This window comes from Spirillospora sp. NPDC047279 (assembly GCF_040643285.1).
In the GTDB taxonomy this organism is placed as follows: Bacteria; Actinomycetota; Actinomycetes; order Streptosporangiales; family Streptosporangiaceae; genus Spirillospora.
In genome coordinates this window covers 27,774-50,223 of the sequence record NZ_JBEYUA010000034.1, presented here as the reverse complement: position 1 = coordinate 50,223, position 22,450 = coordinate 27,774, and the positions used below count along the sequence as shown (strand labels likewise).

Here is a 22,450-nt window from a genome sequence, read left to right as displayed (position 1 = left end):
GTCACTCTGCTCGGTACCCGTTCTCGCCCTACTCATGTCAGTTAGGGAACTTCATCCCCTTCTGTCTCACTTGAGCTTGGCACAGAGGGGGGCGGTGACCTTGGTCCTGGTGTCGGTGGGAGGTTGATCGCTGATGGCTGTGCTCGCGCTCGCCTCGATCAAGGCATCTCCCGGAGTGACCGCCACCGCGATCACCCTGACCGGCGTCTGGTCCCTGATAACCCCAATGACCGTCACGCTCCTGGAGTGTGATCCGGCGGGTGGGGACGCTGCGGCAAGGCTCGATCTGCCTCCCGAACCCGGACTTGTCAGTCTGGCGGCATCCGTGCGCCATGGCGCCAACGCGGCGGACCTCTGGCAGCATGCTCATCGGCTGCCGGGCCGGCGAGGACACGTGGTGCCTGGCCCCGTGGGACCGGACCAGGCACGAGCAGCCGTGCGTTCGGTCGCCGACTCTGGCCTGGTGGCCGAACTGGCCCGCTCTGGGACGGCGATGCTGGTCGCCGACTGCGGTCGGCTGGATCCGGACTCGGTTGCTCGTCCTGTGCTGGCCCAGGCGAATCGGGTGCTGTTGGTCGTTCGACCACGGACGGCCGAGTTGGCGCATCTGGCGTTGCGGCTTCAGGCGCTGCGTGCGCAGTTGCCGACCACCGAACTCCTGCTCGTGGGCGCAGCCGAGTACTCCATCAAGGAGATCATTACGACGCTGCGGACGCCGGTGGCCGCGCATCTCCCCTACGACCGTCGCGGCGCGGAGCTCATTCTCCGGCAAGGGCTGTCGCAGCGGCGCAGCACCCGGCTGCCCCTGGTGCGTGCCTGCCGGACACTGGCCGAACGCCTCGTCAACGCTCCCCCACCCACAGGAGACGACGCGAACAGACCTGCCGCTGAACCGGTGGACGCAACGACTCCGCCAAAGGCGTGGCTCGTCGGCCGCCCGATGGCGCCGGATGATCCGGCGCAGCGGGAGACGACGCAACCATGACCGTCCCTCCCATGAGCCCGCAACCTGGACCACTCAACGGCTCTGAAGCAGCGATCGTGGAATGGCTTCGTGCCGAGGTGGCACGGCGCCTGACCACCAGGGCTAAGGACTCCGTCCCGATCGCACCGGATGAACGAGCCGGTGTGGGCCGCCAGCTCATCACCGAGGTCCTGGACGGCTACGCGGCGCATGCGTTGCATCAAGGTCACGCACCGCTCGACGCACAGGCCGAGGAGCGGATCAGCGCGGTGGTGTTCAACAAGCTGTTCGCGCTGGGCGGTTTTCAACCGCTGCTGGACGACCCTGACATCGAGAACATCAATGCCAACGGATGTGACAACGTCCGGGTCCGCTACGCCGACGGGCGCCGCGAGCAAGCTCCGCCGGTGGCCCGCTCGGATGAGGAGCTCGTCGAGCTGGTCCGGACGATCGCTGCCCGCGCCGGAATCGAGGAGCGGCGCTTCGACCGTGGCTCACCGGGCCTGTCGCTACAGCTGCCGGACGGCAGCCGGCTGTTCGCCGTGATGGCGGTGACCCGAAGGCCGAGCGTGTCGATTCGCCGGCATCGATATCTGACGGTCACGCTGTCGGATCTCGTACGCGCCGGAACGCTCGACCGGGAACTGGCGGCGTTCCTGCGCGGGCTCGTCCGTGCTCGCCGGAACGTATTGGTCAGCGGAGGCACCGCGATCGGCAAGACCACTCTGCTCCGCGCGATGGCAGCGGAGATCCCCGAGTGGGAGCGGCTGGTCACCATCGAGGACGCCCATGAGCTCGCGCTCGACCAGGACGATGACGCCCACCCTGATGTCGTGGCACTCCAGGAGCGTGAGGCCAACGTCGAAGGTGAGGGCGCGGTGAGCCTGGCCGAGCTGGTGCGGTGGGCGCTGCGGATGAGCCCGGACCGGGTCATCGTCGGCGAGGCGCGAGGCTCCGAGGTCGTGCCGATGCTGAACGCGATGTCGCAAGGCAACGATGGGTCGATGGCGACCGTGCATGCCTCCAGTTCGCGCGGCGCGTTCACCAAGCTGGCCACCTATGCCGCGCAGGCCGCCGAAAGACTGCCGATCGAGGCCAGCGCCATGCTGATCGGCGGCGCCGTGCATTTCGTGATCCATCTGGCCCTGAGCGCCGAGGGGACGCGCGTCGTCTCCAGCGTGCTGGAGGTCACCGGCTCTGAAGGCCCGCTGGTAACGGCCAACGAGGTCTTTCGGCCTGGCGCTGACAAGCGAGCGATGTCGGGGGTGCCTGTGCGTGCCGAGACCATGGACGATCTCGTCACCGTCGGCTATCAGCCCGTCTTCGGGAGGCGGGGATGAATGCCGATATCGGGCTCGCAGCCGTTCTGGGTGCCGTGGCCGGGCTCGGGCTGGTGCTGTGCTGGACGGGGTTGCGGGCCCGGTCTCAGGGTTCGACCGGCCATGGGTGGTCGTGGCGTCGGTGGCGGCATTCGCCGGCTCGAGTCGCTGCGGCGGTCGGCTGCGCGGTCGTGGTCGGCGGTTGGACCCGATGGCCGGTGGGAGCGGTACTTGCCGCGGTGGCCTTCTGGTGGCTGCCCGACCTGCTTGGGCCCGATCGCCAGCGCGCACGGCTGGTCGCGCGGATTGAGGCGGTGGCCTCGTGGACCGAGTCGTTGCGCGACACGCTGGCCGGGGCCGCCGGCCTCGAGCAGACGATCCTGGCAACGGCCGCGGTCGCGCCCCCGCCCATCGCCGAAGAGGTAGCCGAGCTGGCCGCGCGGCTGGAGGCTGGGGACCGCCTCGGCGATGCGCTGCATGCCTTCGCCGACCGGCTCGCCGATCCGACCGCGGATCTGGTCGCCGTCTCTTTGATCTTGGCCGCCGAGACCGAGGCGAGTGACCTGGGCAGGCTGCTGGGGCGGCTGGCAGCGGCAGCGCGTGAGCAGGCGGGCATGCGGATGCGGGTGGCCGCAGGGCGTGCGCGGGTCCGGTCGTCGGTACGGATCATCGTGGCGGCCACATTGACTCTCGCCGGCGGGTTGCTGCTGTGGAGCCGCGAGTACCTGGCGCCCTACGACTCAGCGGTCGGCCAGTCGGTGCTCATCGTGATCGGGGTGTCCTTTGCCGGTGCCTTCGGCTGGCTGCGGCGAATCAGCCGGATCGAGGAGCCTCGGCGGGTGCTGGGCGCCTGGCCGACAGCGAGCCTCTCAAGCGCGAGAGGGCTGTGATCATGACGGCTGCGATGCTGCTGGGCGCCGGGTGCGGCCTCGGATTGGTTGTTCTGCTCCGCGGGCTCTTTCCGCCGCGGCCGAGCTTGGCGGCCATCCTTGATCGACTGACTCGACCCGCCGCCCTCATGGCCACTCCCAGAACATCGGAGACGTCGGGGTGGGCAGCCTGGGGCGGCCGTCCCTTCGCACCGGTGCTCGCAGGCCTGGGTTTGCCCACCGCATCGATACGGCGGGATCTGGCAGTGCTTGACCGCCCGCCGGAGCGCCTGCTGGCGGAAAAGGCGAGCTGCGCGCTGACCGGTCTGCTCCTCGGCCCGATCACGATCTTCCTGTTCGGTCTTGCCGGATTCGTGTTCCCCTGGCAGGCGCCGGCCTGGACCGCGCTGGCGATGGGTGCCGTCGGATTCTTCGTTCCTGATCTTGCAGTCCGGGCTCAGGCCGCGGCCCGCCGGGCTGAGTTCCGGCATTCCCTCAGCGCGTTCCTGGATCTCGTCGTGATCAGCCTCGCCGGCGGCGCCGGGGTCGAGGCCGCACTCAGCTACGGAGCCGCGGCGGGCCAAGGCTGGCCGTTCGACCAGATCCGACGAGCCCTGGACAACGCCCAGCTCACCCGCCAGCCGCCCTGGCACAGCCTCAGCGAACTAGGCCACACGCTGGACATCCCCGAACTGGTCGAACTCGCCGGCAGCGTTTCCCTGGCGGGAACCGAAGGTGCCAAGATCCGCGCGTCCTTGACGGCCAAGGCCGCGGGACTGCGAGCCCGCCAACTCACCGACGCCGAAGCCCAGGCGCAGGCAGCGACCGAACGGCTCAGCCTGCCCGTCGTGCTGCTCTTCGCCGGCTTCCTGGTTCTTCTCGGATTCCCCGCCGTCGCCAACATCCTGATCGATTTCTGACACCCGACGAGGAGAGTGCCGTGCACCTGCCCGAACTCACCGTCCTCAAAGCGTTCGCCGCCACGGTGTGGAACCGGTGGCGCCAAGGCCCGCGCGACGCCGGCTACACCACCGAAAGCGTGGTGGTGACCGCCCTGCTCGTCGCCTTGGCCATCGCGGCGGTCGCCCTGATCGCCGCAAAGGTCCGCGCCAAGGCCAGCGGCCTGAACCTGGGATGAGACACCACAGAGCGCGGTGGAACGCGCGGCAACGCACCGATGACGGATCGGCGACAGCCGAGACGGTCGCCGCCATGCCGCTGCTGTTGCTGCTCATCTTCGTCGTCGTCCAGTTCGGTGTGTGGGCGCACGCCAATCACGTCGCCCAAGCCACCGCTTCCGAAGCTCTGGCCGCCGTACGGCTGGAAGGCGCCAGCGCAGCCGACGGCTACGCCCGCGCCGCCGCCGTCCGCCACCAGATCGGCCCGCGCGCACTCGCCGACACCTCCGTGACCGTCGCCCGCACGACCGACACCGCGACGGTCCAGGTCACAGGCACCGCGCCTCGCGTCATCCCCGTTCCCTTCCTCAAGCTCACCGTCCACGCTCGAGCGTCCGGACCGGTCGAACGCTTCCGGCCCGGCGCAGACGGGCTTGGACTCGGCGGGAGGTGACCATGAGGACCCACCGCCAGCAGCCTCCAGGGGCCGGCGACCGTGGTGCGGCAGCCGCCGAACTGACCTTGATCACACCATTGCTCGTCCTACTGCTCCTGCTTCTGGTCGCCAGCGCGCGGCTGGTCTCGGCACGACAGAAGGTGAACGACGCGGCCCACCAGGCGGCCCGCGCGGCCTCCATCGCTCCCGACTCCGCGTCCGCCACGGCGGCAGCCGAGGTCACCGCCCGGACGGCGATCGCTCAGGGCGGTGTTTCCTGCCAGAACCTTGACGTCACCGCAGAGACCTCCGGTTTCCGGCCGGGTGGGCAGATCGACGTCCATGTCAGCTGTTCGGTCGCGCTCTCCGACCTGTCCATGCTGAGCCTCCCGGGCAACAGGTCGATCAACGCTCGATTCACCGCGCCCATCGATCAGTGGCGCTCTTCCGCTCCATAAGGGCTCAGGGTATGAACGACGACACGCGGCACCAAGACAGCGGCCAGGTCACAGCGTTCGCCATCGTGATGGTCAGCGCGCTGATCCTGGTGACCGGTCTCGTCCTGGACGGCGGCCTCATCCTTTCGGCTCGCGTGCGCGCCATCGGCGAAGCGCAGGAAGCCGCCCGCGCCGGCGCCCAGGCCATCGACCTTCAGGTCTACCGGACCCGCGGCGACGTCGTCCTCAACCTGCCTCAAGCCTCCGCAGCGGCACGCGCCTACCTGTCCGCCACAGGCGCATCCGGCGACGTTCAGGTCTCCCCCGCCCGGGTCATGGTCACCGTGCACCGCACCCAACCCACCCAGATCCTCAACGTCATCGGGCTCGGCGCCGTCCAGGTCCGGGCCACTGCCAGCGCTCGGGCCGCCCGCGGCATCACCACGGAGATCCCATGAATCCCCAACCGGCTCCCTGGTGGTCGCGCAGCCTCCGCAACGCTGCCCACGCCTGCGCCCTGATCCTCCTGCTCGCCGCGCCACCAGCAGCGCTCACCCGGTTCACCGGATGGCCGCTCCCCCACACGTCACCTCGCCTCGGCAGCGTTCGCCACTGGCTCACTCAGCCGATCAGCGAACAGACCCTGATCAACGTCCTCGCCTGCACAGCATGGATCACCTGGCTCCTCCTGGCGCTGGCGCTGCTCATCGAACTGGTCGCCGTACTACGGGGCCGCGCGGCACCCCAGCTTCCTGGGTTGAAGCCGCTGCAAACTCTGGCCGCCACCCTCATCGGTTCCGCCACCCTCACCCTGATCCCCACCGCAGCGCGAACCCTCGCCCCACTCCCCGCGACCGCAAGCGCCGACGTCATCAGCACCGCACCACTGCGCCCCACCACCACGACATCCCAGCAGCCAACCTCCGCAGAGACCACGACCGCTCAAACACCCCGCACCACACCGGAACGGCGACCACCCAGAACCCATCGAGTCGTGTCAGGCGACACCCTCTGGGACATCGCCGAACACCACCTGGGCGCACCAGAGCGGTGGCCTGAGATCTACAAACTCAACCGCGGCCGTCCCCAGCCCAACGGCTCCCGGCTCGCCGATCCAGACGTGATCCACCCCGGCTGGGTCCTGCTGCTGCCCAACCAGCCTCCCCAGACAACGCCACCAAAGCCACGCACCCCCCAGCCCGAAACCTCACCCGCTCCCGCCCAGCCACCGCACCCCAAACCCCAACCCGCCCCCTCCACCAGCAACGCACCGACCAGCAAGCCCACGCCAAAAGACCGATCCACACCTCCTCCCACCGTCGATCACGATGAACCCGGCCAGCACCACCATCCGACCACCCTGACACTCCCCTCCGAAGCGATCATCGGCACAACGCTCGCCGCCGCCATCGCACTGGCCATCACCCTGTCCCGACTACACCAGCGCCGCCGACGCCACCCATCGCCCGACCCCGGCACCACGCCCGCCGAACCGCCGCTGCCACCCGCCCTCTCGGCCATTCGCCACCACCACCTCCAAGCTCAAGAACACCCCACTCCCGCCCCGACAGAACAACCACCGCCACAGCCAGGCCCCGAAACAGAACACGAACCACCCGAAGCCATCAACGCCGCCACCGACGGCACCCACGAGATCCCCCTCCACCTCGACCGCACATTCGGCATCGGCCTCACCGGCGACGGAGCCCCAAGTGCCGTCCGCGCCCTCGCACTCACCCTCCTAACCCACCCCTCATCTCCACCCGAACGCCCCCAAGTCATCCTCACCACCGACGACGCCCACGAACTCTTCGGCCCCCTCCCCCAACTCGAACACGTCCCCGGCCTCACCCTCACCCCCACACTCGGCGACGCCCTCACCAACCTCGAAACCGAGATCATCCACCGCCGCCGCCTGCTCGAGAACGCCGCCACCAGCGACCTCACCACCTACCGCACCCAGCACCCCGACGACCCGCTCCCCACCATCCTGCTCATCGCCCAACCCGACACCCACCTCACTGACCGAACCGCCGCCGTCCTCACCCTCGGACGCTCCATCGGCATCATCGGCCTGCTCCTCACACCCTGGCGAGCCGGCACCGCCACCATCGACGCCGACGGCCACGTCATCGCCACCGACGGCCGCACCACCCACCACCTCCAAGGCACCCGCATGTTCCACACCACCCGCGACGACGCCGTCGACATCCTCACCACCCTGACCGCCGCCCACGGCCACACCCCGCCCGACCCCACTCCCCCACCACAACCCCGCCAACTCCCCCAGCCCGAACACAACCAGGCCTCCGAACCCGAGGACGTCCGCGTCGCCCCCACCACCAACCCCACGCCGACCAAACCGGTCTCCTTGACCATCCTCGGCCCCTTCCAGCTCACCGCCTGCGGCACACCCATCACCAAAGGCCTCCGCCGCAAAGGCCTAGAACTCCTCGCCTACCTCGCCCTCCACCCCGACGGCGCCGCCACCGCCACCCTCGCCGAAACCCTCTGGCCCGGCCTCCCCGACGGCAAGGCCATCAAAAGCCTCTACACCGTCACCGCCAACATCCGCACCACCCTCCGCACCGCCACCGACCACCGCGAAGCCGAATTCATCCAACGCCGCACCGACCGCTACCAACTCGACCCCACCCTCATCGACGTCGACCTCTGGCGATTCCAACAAGCCCTCGCCCGCCACGCCCACGCCACCACCGACACCCAACGCATCCAAGCCCTCAAGGGAGCCGCCATGACCTGGCCCAACGACCTCGAAGCCTGGCCCTCCATCGAATGGTTCGAACCCTGGCAGGAAACCCTCCGCCGCGACCTCACCGACACCCTCAGCCGCCTAGCCACCCACCTCGCCAAAGACCACCCCGACCAAGCCCTCACCCACCTCCAACAAGCCATCCACCACGACCCCTACGCCGAACAGCTCTACCGCCGCACCATGCACATCCAAGCCACCCTCAACGAACCCGACGCCATCCGCCGCACCTACAACCTCCTCCAAAACCGCCTCACCGACCTCGACACCGAACCCGAAAACGAAACCCAAGACCTACTCCACAACCTCACATCCAAACCACAACTCTGAACCACAACACTCGGGATAAGCACGAGCGACTGAGGCCCGGCCCGCCTTGACGCAAGTGGAGCAGGTCTTCCGATCTTTCCTCGTCACTCGTGAGCCATCCCGGCATAGGAGAGATCCGACGGTCAAGAAAACCCAGCCAGGCGGAGTTATCCCCGCATGCGCGGGGAGCAGAAGCGGAATTCTCCGCAGATCCTCCCACCAGCTCGAGGTCAACCCCATATTTATGGGGAACAGCCACTACCTCGTGGAGTAAATATCTAATGATAGCTGCAATATTCACTCAAATGTCTTCTCACCTGTGGATCCTTCGCTATCAGTTGAGCTCGACGAGCGCGGAAAGAGCTTTATCGCCCAGCGAACCGACATCCCTGCAGCACTGCCGCCAGCAAGAAGCGCTAGGGGTTCTAGCCCCTGAGCCCAGTATGTCAAGCCGCCAGCAGTACAACCAACAGCTGCCGCAAACCCGAGAATCTGCAGGGTGTACGAGTCGAGATGAGACTGCGGAGATTTACTCACCACCTACGCCCCTTCAGCTCTAGCAGAACCAACCACAAGCTCGTTACTTCCCTAAGGATGGAACACTTCGCAGTTTCGATCCACCCAACAAAACCAAATCGGCCTAGATCATCTAGATCTACATACCCAATGACGGCCGCCACGGCTGCACAATCCCCAAACCCCCAGAAGGTGACTTTCTACGTCAATCAGCACAATTCCTACAAAGCGAACGTTGCGTTCGGCCCTGCTCAAGCAAAGACCTCACGCATGTCCTGATAGAGATCAGCCGTCTACTGAAGCTGGGGCACCTAATTCAGGTCCTTTCCTGGATGCACGGGGCAGTCGATGGCGCAGCAGCAAGTCAACAGCATTCCGGGACCGTCCCCGCGCGCAAGAAGCAGATCCAGGCGGAAGGTGACGTCGTGCTCCAGGCGGGACCATCCCCGCATGCACGGGGAGCAATAGAGGACCTGCTGGTTGGGCTGGCCGAGCGCGGGACCATCCCCGCGTGCGCGGGGAGCAGTGTCGATTTCCAGGCCGGCGCGGCCGGACGCCGGGACCATCCCCGCGTGCGCGGGGAGCAGCGTGAGGGACATAGCGCGTTCAAGGGCGCGCTGGGACCATCCCCGCGTGCGCGGGGAGCAGTCGAGCCCCGACCACACGACGATCAATGACGTGGGACCATCCCCGCGTGCGCGGGGAGCAGACCGCGGCCCCCGATCTCTGGCTCGCCCGCGCGGGACCATCCCCGCGTGCGCGGGGAGCAGGTCGGCGTGGTCGGCTGGCCCGCCGGAGCGGGAGGACCATCCCCGCGTGCGCGGGGAGCAGCTCGGCTCCGTCTCTGACCTGATGGCGGAGCCGGGACCATCCCCGCGTGCGCGGGGAGCAGGCGTCGAGCGCCGCACGCTGACGCCGCGTACGGGGACCATCCCCGCGTGCGCGGGGAGCAGTTGAGAACTTGGTCGGCAGAGACACCCCAAGCGGGACCATCCCCGCGTGCGCGGGGAGCAGTTCTGGAGCGAGCGCGGGTGGTTGACGATGGCGGGACCATCCCCGCGTGCGCGGGGAGCAGACCGGCGGGTCCCAGTCCCCGGCGACCGTGTAGGGACCATCCCCGCGTGCGCGGGGAGCAGGCGGTCGAACCGGAGTACGACCTGATGGCGTCGGGACCATCCCCGCGTGCGCGGGGAGCAGGAACTGCGTGCACGCCTCGACCTCACCACATGGGGACCATCCCCGCGTGCGCGGGGAGCAGGCTGGGCCACGAGTCGATCACGACGACGCAGCGGGACCATCCCCGCGTGCGCGGGGGGCAGGCCTGGTCGTAGGTGATGATGCCGCCCGAGGCGGGACCATCCCCGCGTGCGCGGGGAGCAGGGGCCCCGCTACCGGGCGCTGTACGCCGCCGTGGGACCATCCCCGCGTGCGCGGGGAGCAGGGGCCCCGCTACCGGGCGCTGTACGCCGCCGTGGGACCATCCCCGCGTGCGCGGGGAGCAGGATCGAGTGGAGGGACTGGCCTTCGGCGTGGAGGGACCATCCCCGCGTGCGCGGGGAGCAGGACGACCTGGCGTGCGAAGTCGCGGAGCTGCTGGGACCATCCCCGCGTGCGCGGGGAGCAGCGGTGGTAGCAGGCGTGGCGGGCCTTGAGCCCGGCCGGGCAGGGACCATCCCCGCGTGCGCGGGGAGCAGAAGACCCGCGTGAGCGATGACGCCATCGCCGAGGGACCATCCCCGCGTGCGCGGGGAGCAGCGCCCGAAGAGGAGGAGATCCTCGAAGGCGAAGGGACCATCCCCGCGTGCGCGGGGAGCAGGATCGAGTGGAGGGACTGGCCTTCGGCGTGGAGGGACCATCCCCGCGTGCGCGGGGAGCAGGACGACCTGGCGTGCGAAGTCGCGGAGCTGCTGGGACCATCCCCGCGTGCGCGGGGAGCAGCTCGGCGAGCTGCTGCACGGAGAGCCTGCGCATGGGACCATCCCCGCGTGCGCGGGGAGCAGGCTGGCTGACCTGGCCTTCTACCAGCCAGTAACCACGAATCGAAGCACTTCTTGAGGTTCGGACATTTGAGACAGTCGGGCCTTGTGGGCCCAGCCGGGACACTCGGTTGTGGTCAGCGGTTGCCGTAGCGGCGGCGTTTGGAGGCTTTGCTCCAACCTGTGGTGGGTGGGGCGGCGGTCACGGTGGGCTGGTCTTTGGGGCGGCGGATCAGGGTGATGCCTTCGTGGTCGATGGGTTCCCATTTGTGGTCGTGGGTTTCGAAGGTGAAGCCTTGTTCGTTGTTGGTGGTGTAGGCGAGCAGTGCGCGGCCGGTGTTGGCGTATTTGCAGACTTCGTCCCAGAGGGCTTGGCGGATGCGGGTTGAGGGGCCGCCGATGAAGACTCCTGGGGAGATTTCCATGAGCCATCGGGTGAGGTAGCCGCGGAGGCCGGCGGGGCAGTTGGTGAGGATGATGATCGTCACCAGTCGAAGTCCTGGGCGTAGTTGCGGCCGGATTCGATGTTCATGCCGTGATCGCTTTGCAGGGTGACATGGTCGGTGTCGGGATCGGCCGGGTCACGTTGGGAGTCTGGGAGGAGGAGTTGCTTGACGTCGTTGACGCAGCGTTTGAGCAGGCCGATGTCGTTGACGCGATCGCGGATGGCACGCCGTGTGCGGGAGCCGACGTCGTCGGGGCTTTGAGCGGCGACTTCGAAGGCCACGGGGATGGCTACCTCGACCTTGTAGAGGTCGGCGATGTCCAGAACAAAGGCGAGTTCGTGGCCGGAGTGGATGAAGCCGAGTCCGGGTGCGCAACCGAGCGCGGAGACGGTGGTCTGGGCGATCCCGTACATGCATTGGGCGGCGGCGGTGACGGCCTGGTTGACGGTGTCTCCGGAGTCGAAGTCGCCTGGGACGTAGTGGCGTCCGTTCCAGGTGAGGCCGGCCAGGGATGCTTGTTCGCGGTAGCTGTCTTTGACCCGGCGGCCTTCGCGGCCCAGGAGTTCGTGGCGTGACAGGCTCGAGGGGTCTTCGCCGGGGAAGCGCATTCGGTACATCGTTCGGGCAACGTCGAGGCGGGTGCGGCGGTTGGCCCAGAGTCGGGCTTGGGCTTCGACGAGGGCAGAGGAGCGTGTAAGGGATCGGCCACCGGAATAGAAGCGCACGCCTTGCTCGCCTACCCAGACGACTCCGGCGCCGCTGTCGCCGAGGACGCTCATGGCTTGGTGGGTGACGCGGGTGCCTGGGCCGAGGAGCAGGGTGCCGATGGTGGCGGAGGGGATGTGGATGATGCCGTCGGCGTCTTCTGCGGTCAGGGCGTTGTCGGCGCGGTGGATGGTGCAGCGTTCGAGGTAGATGAACGAGATGCGGTCGCTCATCCGGGTGAGTTCGCGGGGTGAGGCTGCGGGGCGTTTTCCGACGGTGGACATCGTTCAGGCCGGGGCGAGTGTCATCAGGCCGCAGCCGTAGGCCTTGCCGCGCCCCAGGCCGTGGGTGAGGGCGGCGCGAAAGGCGTCGGCGTTGGTGATCTGCAGGTGCCCGTCGAAGGTGACGGCCACGAGGGTGACGTGGCCTTTTCCGCCTTTGGAGAAGCGGAGCTGGCGGCGTCCGTGGACGAGGACATCGTGGGTGTCGAGGCCTTGGGCGAGCTGCTTGTCCTGGGCCTTTTCGGTGATTTTGAAGCCGGAGGCTTCCTGGCGGTCCAGAAGCCATCGGAGTTGGTGGATGGGGGTGAGGTGAGCGGTGCGTTTGGTGGGTTCGGTGTCGTTACGGCGGATGTGGTGGACCGGATTGGCGGTGAGCCGGAAGGCCCAGGTGTCCCCGGCGTTGAGGCGTTTGAGGAAGGGTGTGTAGTCGTAGGTCTCCCAGCGGGCGGTGGTGGGCCAGCCGGCTTGTTCGACCAGGTGGGTGAGGTCGGGGCGGTACGGGGAGACGATGCACAGGTGGGTGGCGGCGTTGCCGTTGCGGTCCAGCCGCCAGAGGACGCGTGGGCCGTCGGTGGGGGTGAGTGTCTCGGCGAAGGACATCATGACGGCGGCGTGCATGGCTTGTGGCGATGCCAGGAGTTTGCGAGCGCCGACGCGTCCTGTGTTGATGCGGAAGCGCGTCAGGTACATTTCACTGGCTCCTCAGGGCGATGGTTGGATCGTGCTCGCCGGGCTGGGCCGTGGCCGTGGCGGGCAGTTGGATGGGGAAAGTGCGGACGCTACGCAGCGCATACCGGCGGTGATCGGGATCGAAGCTGAGCGGTTGATCGCGCAGCGTGTTGGTTGTCCGGCCTCTCCCCTGTGCTGCAAGGTCTCGGTCGCCGGGTTGGTCTTGGCCGGTGACTTCGATGAGGCCCTCGAGGGCGCCGTTGTGCTGGCGCCGGTACCAGCCGGAGGCCTGCCATGGTTCGGTGTTGAGAGTGGTGACCAGGTCGAGGTCGCGGAGCCCGAGGCCGATGGGGCGTGAGGGCGGGCAGGAGCGGCGTCCTAGATAAGGCAGGAAGCCGGGGTGCTGAAGGGCGTGGTCCAGCTCGGCGACCAGGTCGCGCGGGCCTTGGACGGCGGCGACGAAGACGGCGTCGGCGAGGTAGAAGCGTTCGGAGACGGGCAGGGCATCGCCGGTGCCGAGGCGGTGGGCGGTCTGGAAGTCGCGTACGGGGGTGCCGCGCTGATCAATGCGGACGCCGAACCGGAGCGTGGCCAGGTCGGTGAGGTCGGCGGTGCGCGGTCGCCCGAGGGCGGAGGCCAGGAGTCCGACGACGCCGCTCTTGGTCGGTGCGGACTCGGTGGTGCGGCGCGCGAATCTCGCCGCGGAGCCCCATGCCTGCAGCGGACCGGCCAGTTGCATCACAAGGACGGTCATGCCTGGCCGTTCTGCCGCCGCTCGACCTCGGCACCGACGGCGGTGACCAGTTCACCGAGTGGCAGCTCGGCGCCCAGCAAAGCCAGGCTCTCGGTGTCGTCTCCGACACGTGTGATCCAGGTCGTGGTGCCCTCGCCCACTCCGAAGGCGGTTTCGATGGCGGGGATCTGCTTGGCGAGACGTTCACTGGCTTGCAGCACGTAGCCGCCGGATTCCGTGCCGGTCTGACAGGGGCGTTCGAACGCTCCGACGAAGTTCACCGGGCGGGTGGAGCGGACTTTGGCGATGACCGCGTCGGGCAGGGTGTGGTGGGCGAACGTGTTGATCTTCCCGGTGGGCAGGGACTCGACGAAACCGCGGATGAACGCCTCCACGGCGCGGCGAACGGGCTCGTCGTCGGGGGCGCCGTCGCGCAGTCCTCGGCCGAGGTTCTTGCGAAGCAGATCCACGTCGAGCGCGGCGTAGCGGTAGAGGGTCGCGGAGTTGAACTCGACGGTGCCGATCATCCCGGCGCCCTTGTCGTCCTCCTCGCGTTCCTTGTGGTCGTCAACGGCGGTGTAGTAGTCGGACTCGACGTCGACACGGTGAACGCTGATGGCGTGCGCGACCTGGGCTGCGGCGTCGACGTTGATGTCGGAGCCGTCGGCCACCATGCGCCCGAACAGCGCGATGTCGACCGAGTGGCGGCTGTTGGCCAGTTGCTTGGCCTGCGCTTTGTTGTCTTTGCTCTTGAAGAAGGTGGTGATGTCGTCCCGGCCTTGGACGGCCAGCCCGGCCAGCGCGTCGAGCTGGCGGGCGCTGAGGAAGACCAGATATTTGGCCTCGGGCGCGGGGGCGGGCTCGCCTTCCTTGGCGTTGCGTTTGGGCGGCTCGACCTTGGCACCCGTGGCGGCGGTGATCGTCGTGGCGGCCAACCCCCATGCTTCGGTTTCCGGGATCGACTCGTCGAGACGGCGGATGCGGGCTCCGAGCAGTTCGGCGAGACGGCGGGTGCGGACGCCCAGGTCCGCCGGATCCAAGATCTCCTGGAACGCCTGGCGAGTGGCGCGCTTCCAGGCCTGGCTGGATACCCGTGCCCGACGGACGCCGCCGTAGACGGCGGACTTGGGAGTGCCGGTGTCGTCCCGGTTGAGGTTGCTCGGTGGGACGGTCTGCAGCAGGTGCAGTTCAACGATGGTTCGTGAAGTCATGGAATGTCCTTGTCGGTGGTGTCGGCGCCCCGGTGCCGCGTACAGCAGGTCCTGCTCTGCTCGTCGCAAGGGCCTGGTCGTCAGGGCTGCTCTGTGCTCGTGCCGTCCTTGTCCGGGGGCTCGGCGCCAGGAGACTGCGTGCTGGACTGGTCGGTGTCGTCTGGCTTGTAGGTGTGGAAGCTGCGACCCCACTCGCGGCGCACTTGGTGCATGCCGTCGGGTGTTTGTGCCAGATAGAGCTGACCGGCGAGTCGTCCGTAGTCGAGGGGGACGCCGGCGCCGCGCATCAGGGAGACGATCTCGCGGAGCCGGTACGCGAGGATGTCGGCGGTGGCTGCGGTGCCGAGCCGGACGAAACGGCGGCGGATGGTCTCCTCAATGTCCCCGCGGGGCATCAGCCGACGGACGGCCTCGCCTAGGTCGGCTTTAGGCCGGTGCATCGGACTTCGCTGGGACTGCTGATGCAGGGCGTACAGAGTGACCGCGATGAAGTGGCCCGCCTCGGCACGCTCAGCGCGAGTCTCACTATCGGCCAGCAACTCGTGCTGGAGCAGTTGGTCGGTGCCGGTGATCCCCCAGAGCTCGGGAGTCTGGCTGGGGAGTTTGCCGGCGCCGCGGCGCAGCTGCGCCAGCGCGCCAACAGCGATCGACCGGTCGGAGAGGAAACCGCGTTGGAGTTCGGCGATGAACCTTCCAGCGGTGTCGGTGACCAGCGAGCGCACTGACAGCTGCTGAGATGTCGCGGTGTCGAGAGCCGTGGCGGCTGCCGCCATGTTGCGCGTGCTCGGAAGTACCGAAGTCATGACGATGCCTTCATGGTCGAAGTTGATTCAGGCGCGTTCACGGCGGCGGCAGCGCTGGACGCCGGGATCGTCGACGGCGGTGGGCCGGCGGGCAGCGCTTGGGCGAGTCGGGCGAGGAAGATCTGCTCGGCGCGGGTGGCGCTGAGCCAGATCGTGCGGCCTTCCTTGGCGGTCACGACACGGCCCTGCCATGCGGCGTCGCCGGCCCCGGCGACCAGGTCGGCGCCGACCCGGCGGATGATCGAGTACGCGGTGCGCCGCCATGCGGTGCGGACGGTGTCGGGATCGTCGCCGGGTGACAGCGCGGCGAGCCAGCTGCGGAACGGGCCGTCCAACAGGGCGTATCCCTGGTTGCGGGCCGTGTCTTTGCGTGGTTCGGGCGAGTCGCCTGCTGCGGTCGCCAGACCGGCGGCCAGGTCGCCTAGGAGGCGCACGGCTTGGTCGGCGTCAGCGACCGCATCGATCGCCTCAATGCCCAGCTCATGGTCTTGGTCGTGCAGCAGGACCACCGGCATCTGGACCTCATCGTCGATCATTTCGTCGATGACCGACTGTTGCGTGCCGTATCGTGCGCCGATCAGCCGGGCCCGCAGCAGGAACTCCTGCGGCAGCAGGCCCTCCACGGTGAGCCGGGCCACCCAATCCAGGATCCGGGGACGGACGATCGCGGCCGCTTCGTTGCGCTGCTGAGCCCCTTCGGCCCGCCCCGCGATGACCGCCCCCAAGCCTCGCCACGCGGTGCGGGCGGGGTCGTGCTCGCGAGGCAGGTAGATCTGCTCCTCCCGGAGCTTCTTCTCCTGTGCCGGGCTGCGCCGCCATGCAGTCATCGGTTCAAGCCGGTGCTTGTTGTGTGCCGCGAGCGGGTCCCCGTAGGCCAAGACGACCCCGAGTACACCGGTGTCGTCGAAGTGCAGCCGGACGCGGCGAGACGGCCAGGTATAGAGGTCCCGGACGCCGTGGGGACGACGCGCCGCTTCGGTGTCGCTGAGTGGCGCGGCGGTCGGCACCTCACGCCTCCATGCCGGCCGGTCATGGCGAGGATCGATCTGCAAGGTGCCGGTGTCGAAAGCGATGAGGTTGAGCAGCAGGGTGGTACGAAGGTCGTCGCCCACGGCGAGGACACCGCCCAGGCTCCCCGCCCAGGCAACACCCTGCGGATACCCCTTGCCGCCTTTGACCCGCGGATCTCCCACCGCACCGGATTTGATGCCCGAGGTATCGAAGGCATGCGTGTGCACCAGCCACCGGGCGGCTTCGGCGTAGGTCAGCCGGTCCACCCCGCGGCCGCGCATGGTGAACAGTCGCGCGCCATTCGGCACATCCGCCACGATCTTGTCCAGGGAGGACACTTCGTCTTTCACCGTATGCAGCGATGGTGTCTGCAGGAATGGCATGTCGGGATGAAGAAGATCAAATCGTTCGACGTGATCATCCAGATACTTCTGCAACCGACCGACCGGGAGTCCGTTCTCCCAGAGATCCTCCCAAGCGTCGAGATCGCGCGGTCCGTCGACGGCATCATGCAGGATCGCCAGCAGCAGCCGCATCAGCGCGAACTCCTGGGTCGGCAGATCGCCGACAATGCGCCGCAAGTCGCCGGCCTGGGCGAACACATCACGAAGCGAAAGCACGTCGTGGCTGCCGTCCATACGCAGCACCGGGAGCCAACGTTCACCGGTCAGATCGAAGCGGAGGCGCTCATTCGCCACTGATGATCTCCAGTCCGTCGTCGGCGCTGTAACGCATTTCGTAACCTGCCAGCCGGGTACGACAGTTCTCGTCCAAGAACATGATCAGTTCTCCCGCGAGCCAGGAACTGTCGCGTTCCTGCCATGCCGCAATGACCTCTTTCTCGAGTTCCTCGATCGCTTGATCGGCGATCTTTGGGATCGAGAATTGGAACGGCAACCGCAAACCGCTGGCGGCCACAATGCGTCCCAGCCGGGGCTCCGGCACGCTCTCGGTCGGCAAGGGCAGCCCGCCTTGCCCGTCTATCAGCCACGGCAGCGTCCGGACGGTCCCATCCGCCAGGCGCTGCACCACCAGGACCTCGAGCGACTCCACTCCGTCTCGGACTTGCGCGCGGCCGGCGCGCGTATCGTCGGCGTCACCTACCCCCGCGTCGATCCATCCGAACAGCGCGGTGCCAGGTGTACCGACGTCTGCCAGCTGGAACGTCTCAGCCTTAGCGTGCTGCGTAGCTCGGCGCGCCTGGTGCTTGTCGAAGGCCTTCCGCAGCTCTGGCTGCCATGCCTGCGGGCCAACAGGTCCGTCGCCGTAGGCGACCTGCACCAACGGGCTGATGTGCTCGGGGAGCCTGACGGTTCGGCCGGTCTCGGCCGTTCCCTCAAGGTGGGGCCAGAGCACGGCCGCAGAGCGCAGCAACGCGTACCGCGAGTAGACCCGTTGCGAGCCCGAAACAGGTTCCACCGGAGACGCGGTCCAATCAGCGCCCGCCACAAAGCACTTGGCTTCCCGCAGGCGCTTTGGCCGGTCTCCCTGATCGTTCCCGCGCTGATGCCGGTGCAGCCGTCCCATCCGCTGAAGCAGCAGGTCAACCGGACACAGGTCTGAGACCAGCAGGTCGAAGTCGATGTCCAGGGACTGCTCGGCGACCTGGCTCGCGACCACGACATGAGGCCCTCGCGGTCGTGAACCGCCCTCACCGGGCGGACCGAACCTGGACACCAGGTCGGCGTCCTTGCGCATCCGATCCAGATCGACGAAGCGGGCGTGAACGACGGTGACGGCCTCGGCGCCGAACCGATCCCGCAGGAACACAGACGTTTCCAGGACCCTGGTCACCGTGTTGCGGACGACCAGCGCACAGCCGCCGCCCGCCAGCTCCTGCTCCAAACGATCGGCTAGCACTTCCAGGTCATCTGCCAGCCGTTCAACCTGGACGTCGGTGCGCCGCCCAGACGCGTCGACCGCCTCCACCTCAGGCGGCTCGCCCCGTTCAACAACGGTGATCAGCGGATAGTCCGTCGCGGTCTCGACGGCGTCCCCGCCACCGACGCCGGCACCGGCGTCGTCACCGCTCCCGCGATACGCCTCCACGAGCTCCCGGCGGCGCCGAGCCGGGAGCGTCGCCGACAGCACCACGACCGGAACGCCGTAAGCGCCCAGCCACGACACCACCCGATCCAGATAAGAGTTCATGTAGGCGTCGTAGGCATGCACCTCGTCAATCAGGACAACCTTCCCCGCGAGAGCCAGATGCCGCAACGCCAGATGCCGGCTCTTGAGCCCCATGAACAACAGTTGGTCGACGGTCCCAACTCCGAAGTCGGCCAGCATGCCCTTCTTGCGACCACGCAACCACTGGTGCGCGACCAGCTCCGCGGCCGCCCGGAACTGATCCTCCTCGTCGAGTTGCACCCCCTGAACGGACCGCGAACCAGCCCATACCAGCTCCCGGAACTCCTCGTTCAGCGCCGCTTTGGAGTGTGCGAGCCACACAGCCCGGTCTCCTCGCGTCGGCCCTGCGTCCGGAAGACGCCGCAACCACCGCAACACCCGGGAGAACATCGCGTTGCTCGTCGCCATCGTCGGCAACGCCACGAACACGCCGCCAGCCCCAGAACCAGCAGCGAAAACCTCGGCTGCGGCAAGACCGGCCTCAGTCTTGCCCTCCCCCATCGGACCCTCGATGATCATCAGGCCGGGTGACATCGCCCTCGCCGAGAGCACAGCCTGCTCCTGCAACGGCCGGATCGACGCCCCCGCCGGCAACTCGAACCGAGCACCGAACACAGCCTCCGGATCCTCACCGGAATCCACAGCCCGCCACGGCACCGGAAGCCCTAGGCCGCGCCACGCCGAGTCAACCCGATCAACAGTCTCCCCGCCGTGGAAATCGAGACTGTAGGGAAACAGGTCGGCGTTACTGGCGATCCAGTCGGCAACGATCACGATGCCCGTCAGCACCGCCTGCGCGGGCTGAGACAGCCTGACGCCCTTCCAAGCAGGCAACCGGTCAGCCACGCCGCAGGCCTCGGCACACGCGCCCAGCAGTTCCCACTGCACATCCCGCCATGCCTGCTCGTGTCGCCGCGCCCGCAGAAATCGAGGCCGATCCCTCAGTTCCTTAATGTCCGCTGCGGTCGGAGGGACTCCGTGATGCCCACCGGCCACGATCGCCCACTGCCATGCTTTTCGCTGCGACCAGCCATACCGCTCCACCAACCAGTCGCACAGCAACACCATCCCCGCCAAACCGTGAGGAGCGATACGCCCGGCTTCCTTCTCCCGCGGCAATGGCATCCGCAGGCCCTGCCTGCACATCCGTTCGGCGAGAGGTTCCACCTGAGCTGCAAACGACGGCGTCGCCTTCCCGATGTCATGGGTCGCCGCAGACCACACCACCAACAGCCGCGCGTCCTCCGCACCACCGGGCAAGGCCGCGCTGATAACGTCCCGTACCTGCGAAGGCAGCCATTCCTCCCACAACAAGGCCGCCACCGCACCGCTGTCCGCAAGATGAACCCACAGCGGAAGCCAATCCTCGGTGTCACGATCATGCTTGGCCCACACCGACCGCGCCGCCCCGGACAACCCTTCCCCGAGCCGCACAACGTCCGCTATCCCATCCAGCACAGCCCCATACAAATCAACCCAGCCACACGACGCCCTGCCAACCAACCAAGCGGACCACAACCGGAAAACTCGTGACTAGACGCAGCCGACCGTGCTACGAGAGCAACCAACACCTAACCCAACACCAGCGAAGAGAACCGTCCATCATGGGCCAGACACGGACCCAGCACGAAGAAGCCGCAACCGACGGCCCCACGCGAGCCAGCCACCCACACCAGTGACCGAAATGTCTAAATCTCAAGAAGTGCTCAAGAATCGCATTACCGACCGGTAGGACACCAGGTCAGCGAGTCTGCTCCCCGCGCACGCGGGGATGGTCCCCTCGCCGCCGCCGTCGGCTTCCTCCTCGGCGTCTGCTCCCCGCGCACGCGGGGATGGTCCCGACGACGCCCACCATTGGACCCAGGCGTCCAACTGCTCCCCGCGCACGCGGGGATGGTCCCTGGTCGGACTCCTCGTCGGCCGCCCGGGTCGCCTGCTCCCCGCGCACGCGGGGATGGTCCCGCGGCCACCTGTGCGTCGGTCGGCCTCTCGGCCTGCTCCCCGCGCACGCGGGGATGGTCCCTTCGCGCCGTCACAGAGGATGTCGTCGTTCATCTGCTCCCCGCGCACGCGGGGATGGTCCCTGATGACACCCTCTTTCGTATTGTGCATGAGACTGCTCCCCGCGCACGCGGGGATGGTCCCACCCTCTGTATAGCCCTGTGAGGCTCTGTGAGCTGCTCCCCGCGCACGCGGGGATGGTCCCTCCACCTGTGCACCTCCGCACCTCGGGGGGTCCTGCTCCCCGCGCACGCGGGGATGGTCCCGGCGGACCAGCGCCCGGGTGACGAGCCAGATGCTGCTCCCCGCGCACGCGGGGATGGTCCCAGGGCCGGGTCGTGGACTCGACGTGCCACGGACTGCTCCCCGCGCACGCGGGGATGGTCCTACCGCACCAGCTTCACGCTCGCCATCGCCGCCCTGCTCCCCGCGCACGCGGGGATGGTCCCTCGGGCGAGTCGGTCTGGCCGCCGCCGGTGAGCTGCTCCCCGCGCACGCGGGGATGGTCCCAGATCGGCGACGGCGCGGTCCAGGCCCGCGCGCTGCTCCCCGCGCACGCGGGGATGGTCCCGCATCGCGGCGCGGACGGTGTTGCGGGAGACGCTGCTCCCCGCGCACGCGGGGATGGTCCCCCCGGTCCGTGTTGGCGGTCGGCCCCTGGTCCCTGCTCCCCGCGCACGCGGGGATGGTCCCGGTGGTGGCCGGCACGATCACGACGTCACGGACTGCTCCCCGCGCACGCGGGGATGGTCCCCAGGTGATGCGCGAATTCCTGGGCTGGGCGAACTGCTCCCCGCGCACGCGGGGATGGTCCCGTCACGGTGTGGCCGGCGGAACCGTTGTTGACCTGCTCCCCGCGCACGCGGGGATGGTCCCCAGCTGATCGGGTCGCAGCACAGTGCGGCGTCCTGCTCCCCGCGCACGCGGGGAAGCCCTCAACTGGCGTCTCCGAGAAACGCACCAGCCTGCCTCCGGAGCTAGGCAGCTAGCGCTTGGCTGCCCCCTGAGCCCTTCTTGAAAGTCCAGGACATTAGACGGATCGAGATGTCAGGAGGTGCGAGCTTCCAGGGCTTAGACCCTACTCAGGGGCGTCTGATCGGGGCGCCGATTCCGGTGGCCAGGTCCAGTTGGAGGGCGTTCTGGATCTCGTCGGGGTCGGCGGCGGGGTCGAGGGAGGAGACTCTGGTCTGCACGGTGGGGATCTTGGCGGTTTCGGTGGCGAGCCAGTTGAAGGCGGCGGTCTCGCGTTCGGCCATGGTGAAGATCCCTTCGGCTGCGCGGACGTGGTAGGGCAGCCAGTCGATCGCCAGGCGTCGCGCGACCCAGTCGGCGACCGAGCGTACGCGCGGAATGTCGAGGTCGTCTGTGTGGCCGTTGGGAGTGAAGTAGAGGTCCAGGCCCTGGTGGACGAGGTCCAGGAGAGGAACGCCGTGCTGGACGGCGACCGAGAGCGCGACCGAGTACATGTCCATGAGGCCGGCGGAGGTCTGGCCTTGCTTGCCCCAGCGGATGAAGACCTCTCCCAGGGTTCCGTCCTGGCGGGCGTTGGCGGTCAGGTAGAAGCGTTCGCCGCCGATGGTCACCGCTGTGGTGGTGCCCGAACGCCGCTGCGGCATGTGGCGTTGTGTCGTCGGGCTTGGCGGGTGCACCATTTCAACCTCCGTGGCAGGCCACAACCTGTGGACGTTCGGTGGGCCTGGGCTACAACATGTGGTGTTGATGGAGCTTAGTGAGGCGCGGGGA

Annotated in this window: 18 protein-coding genes and 2 CRISPR repeat arrays; of the genes, 9 read left to right on the top strand and 9 right to left on the bottom strand. The window is 68.0% G+C overall.

Annotation, left to right across the window (positions count from 1 at the left end; genetic code table 11):
- Window positions 1-133: 133 nt before the first annotated feature.
- The 9 genes from ABZ810_RS46630 to ABZ810_RS46590 all read left to right on the top strand — a co-directional run bounded on the left by ABZ810_RS46630 (window position 134) and on the right by ABZ810_RS46590 (window position 8,246).
- A complete protein-coding gene (locus tag ABZ810_RS46630; protein ID WP_358414947.1) occupies window positions 134-985 on the top strand; it encodes a hypothetical protein in 852 nt (283 codons plus the stop codon).
- A gap of 11 nt (window positions 986-996) precedes the next feature.
- Window positions 997-2,304 (top strand): ATPase, T2SS/T4P/T4SS family, encoded by a 1,308-nt coding sequence (locus ABZ810_RS46625; protein WP_358414944.1) that lies wholly within the window; start codon window positions 997-999, stop codon window positions 2,302-2,304.
- Window positions 2,301-3,173 carry a type II secretion system F family protein gene (locus ABZ810_RS46620; protein WP_358414941.1) on the top strand — a complete coding sequence of 291 codons (873 nt, stop codon included), beginning with the start codon at window positions 2,301-2,303 and terminating at the stop codon, window positions 3,171-3,173. The genes ABZ810_RS46625 and ABZ810_RS46620 overlap by 4 nt, the downstream gene beginning before the upstream one ends.
- Window positions 3,174-3,367: 194 nt before the next feature.
- Window positions 3,368-4,072 (top strand): type II secretion system F family protein, encoded by a 705-nt coding sequence (locus tag ABZ810_RS46615; protein WP_358414938.1) that lies wholly within the window; start codon window positions 3,368-3,370, stop codon window positions 4,070-4,072.
- A gap of 20 nt (window positions 4,073-4,092) precedes the next feature.
- A complete protein-coding gene (locus ABZ810_RS46610) occupies window positions 4,093-4,290 on the top strand; it encodes a hypothetical protein (RefSeq protein WP_358414935.1) in 198 nt (65 codons plus the stop codon).
- Window positions 4,287-4,724 carry a TadE/TadG family type IV pilus assembly protein gene (locus ABZ810_RS46605; protein WP_358414932.1) on the top strand — a complete coding sequence of 146 codons (438 nt, stop codon included), beginning with the start codon at window positions 4,287-4,289 and terminating at the stop codon, window positions 4,722-4,724. Before ABZ810_RS46610 ends, ABZ810_RS46605 begins: the two co-directional genes overlap by 4 nt.
- A gap of 2 nt (window positions 4,725-4,726) precedes the next feature.
- Window positions 4,727-5,164 (top strand): TadE/TadG family type IV pilus assembly protein, encoded by a 438-nt coding sequence (locus tag ABZ810_RS46600; protein WP_358414929.1) that lies wholly within the window; start codon window positions 4,727-4,729, stop codon window positions 5,162-5,164.
- Between the two features lie 11 nt (window positions 5,165-5,175).
- Window positions 5,176-5,601, top strand: coding sequence for a pilus assembly protein TadG-related protein (locus tag ABZ810_RS46595; RefSeq protein WP_358414926.1), 426 nt, complete (start codon window positions 5,176-5,178; stop codon window positions 5,599-5,601).
- 536 nt (window positions 5,602-6,137) lie between these two features.
- A complete protein-coding gene (locus ABZ810_RS46590; RefSeq protein ID WP_358414923.1) occupies window positions 6,138-8,246 on the top strand; it encodes a BTAD domain-containing putative transcriptional regulator in 2,109 nt (702 codons plus the stop codon).
- A 931-nt stretch (window positions 8,247-9,177) separates the two neighbouring features.
- A CRISPR array of direct repeats spans window positions 9,178-10,741; the repeat unit is 29 nt; unit sequence GGGACCATCCCCGCGTGCGCGGGGAGCAG.
- Window positions 10,742-10,854: 113 nt separating this feature from the next.
- Here the strand turns inward: ABZ810_RS46590 and cas2e are convergent.
- The 9 genes from cas2e to ABZ810_RS46545 all read right to left on the bottom strand — a co-directional run bounded on the left by cas2e (window position 10,855) and on the right by ABZ810_RS46545 (window position 22,359).
- Window positions 10,855-11,205, bottom strand: coding sequence for a type I-E CRISPR-associated endoribonuclease Cas2e (gene cas2e, locus ABZ810_RS46585; RefSeq protein ID WP_358414920.1), 351 nt, complete (start codon window positions 11,203-11,205; stop codon window positions 10,855-10,857).
- Window positions 11,202-12,152 carry a type I-E CRISPR-associated endonuclease Cas1e gene (cas1e, locus tag ABZ810_RS46580; protein ID WP_358414917.1) on the bottom strand — a complete coding sequence of 317 codons (951 nt, stop codon included), beginning with the start codon at window positions 12,150-12,152 and terminating at the stop codon, window positions 11,202-11,204. The genes cas2e and cas1e overlap by 4 nt, the downstream gene beginning before the upstream one ends.
- A 3-nt stretch (window positions 12,153-12,155) precedes the next feature.
- Window positions 12,156-12,839 (bottom strand): type I-E CRISPR-associated protein Cas6/Cse3/CasE, encoded by a 684-nt coding sequence (gene cas6e, locus ABZ810_RS46575; RefSeq protein WP_358414914.1) that lies wholly within the window; start codon window positions 12,837-12,839, stop codon window positions 12,156-12,158.
- A gap of 1 nt (window position 12,840) precedes the next feature.
- Entirely contained in the window at window positions 12,841-13,572 is a 732-nt protein-coding gene (gene cas5e / locus ABZ810_RS46570) for a type I-E CRISPR-associated protein Cas5/CasD (protein WP_358414912.1), read from the bottom strand.
- A complete protein-coding gene (cas7e, locus tag ABZ810_RS46565) occupies window positions 13,569-14,762 on the bottom strand; it encodes a type I-E CRISPR-associated protein Cas7/Cse4/CasC (protein WP_358414910.1) in 1,194 nt (397 codons plus the stop codon). Before cas7e ends, cas5e begins: the two co-directional genes overlap by 4 nt.
- Before the next feature lie 80 nt (window positions 14,763-14,842).
- Window positions 14,843-15,565, bottom strand: a complete 723-nt coding sequence (gene casB, locus ABZ810_RS46560; RefSeq protein ID WP_358414908.1) for a type I-E CRISPR-associated protein Cse2/CasB — start codon at window positions 15,563-15,565, stop codon at window positions 14,843-14,845.
- The gene (casA, locus tag ABZ810_RS46555; protein WP_358414905.1) at window positions 15,562-17,274 is read right to left on the bottom strand and encodes a type I-E CRISPR-associated protein Cse1/CasA; all 1,713 of its coding nucleotides are present in this window, start codon (window positions 17,272-17,274) and stop codon (window positions 15,562-15,564) included. Before casA ends, casB begins: the two co-directional genes overlap by 4 nt.
- Entirely contained in the window at window positions 17,264-20,140 is a 2,877-nt protein-coding gene (cas3, locus tag ABZ810_RS46550) for a CRISPR-associated helicase Cas3' (RefSeq protein WP_358414902.1), read from the bottom strand. Before cas3 ends, casA begins: the two co-directional genes overlap by 11 nt.
- A 316-nt stretch (window positions 20,141-20,456) precedes the next feature.
- Window positions 20,457-21,644: direct repeats of the CRISPR family, unit length 29 nt; unit sequence CTGCTCCCCGCGCACGCGGGGATGGTCCC.
- Window positions 21,645-21,789: 145 nt separating this feature from the next.
- Window positions 21,790-22,359, bottom strand: a complete 570-nt coding sequence (locus ABZ810_RS46545) for a hypothetical protein (protein WP_358414899.1) — start codon at window positions 22,357-22,359, stop codon at window positions 21,790-21,792.
- Window positions 22,360-22,450: the final 91 nt, after the last annotated feature.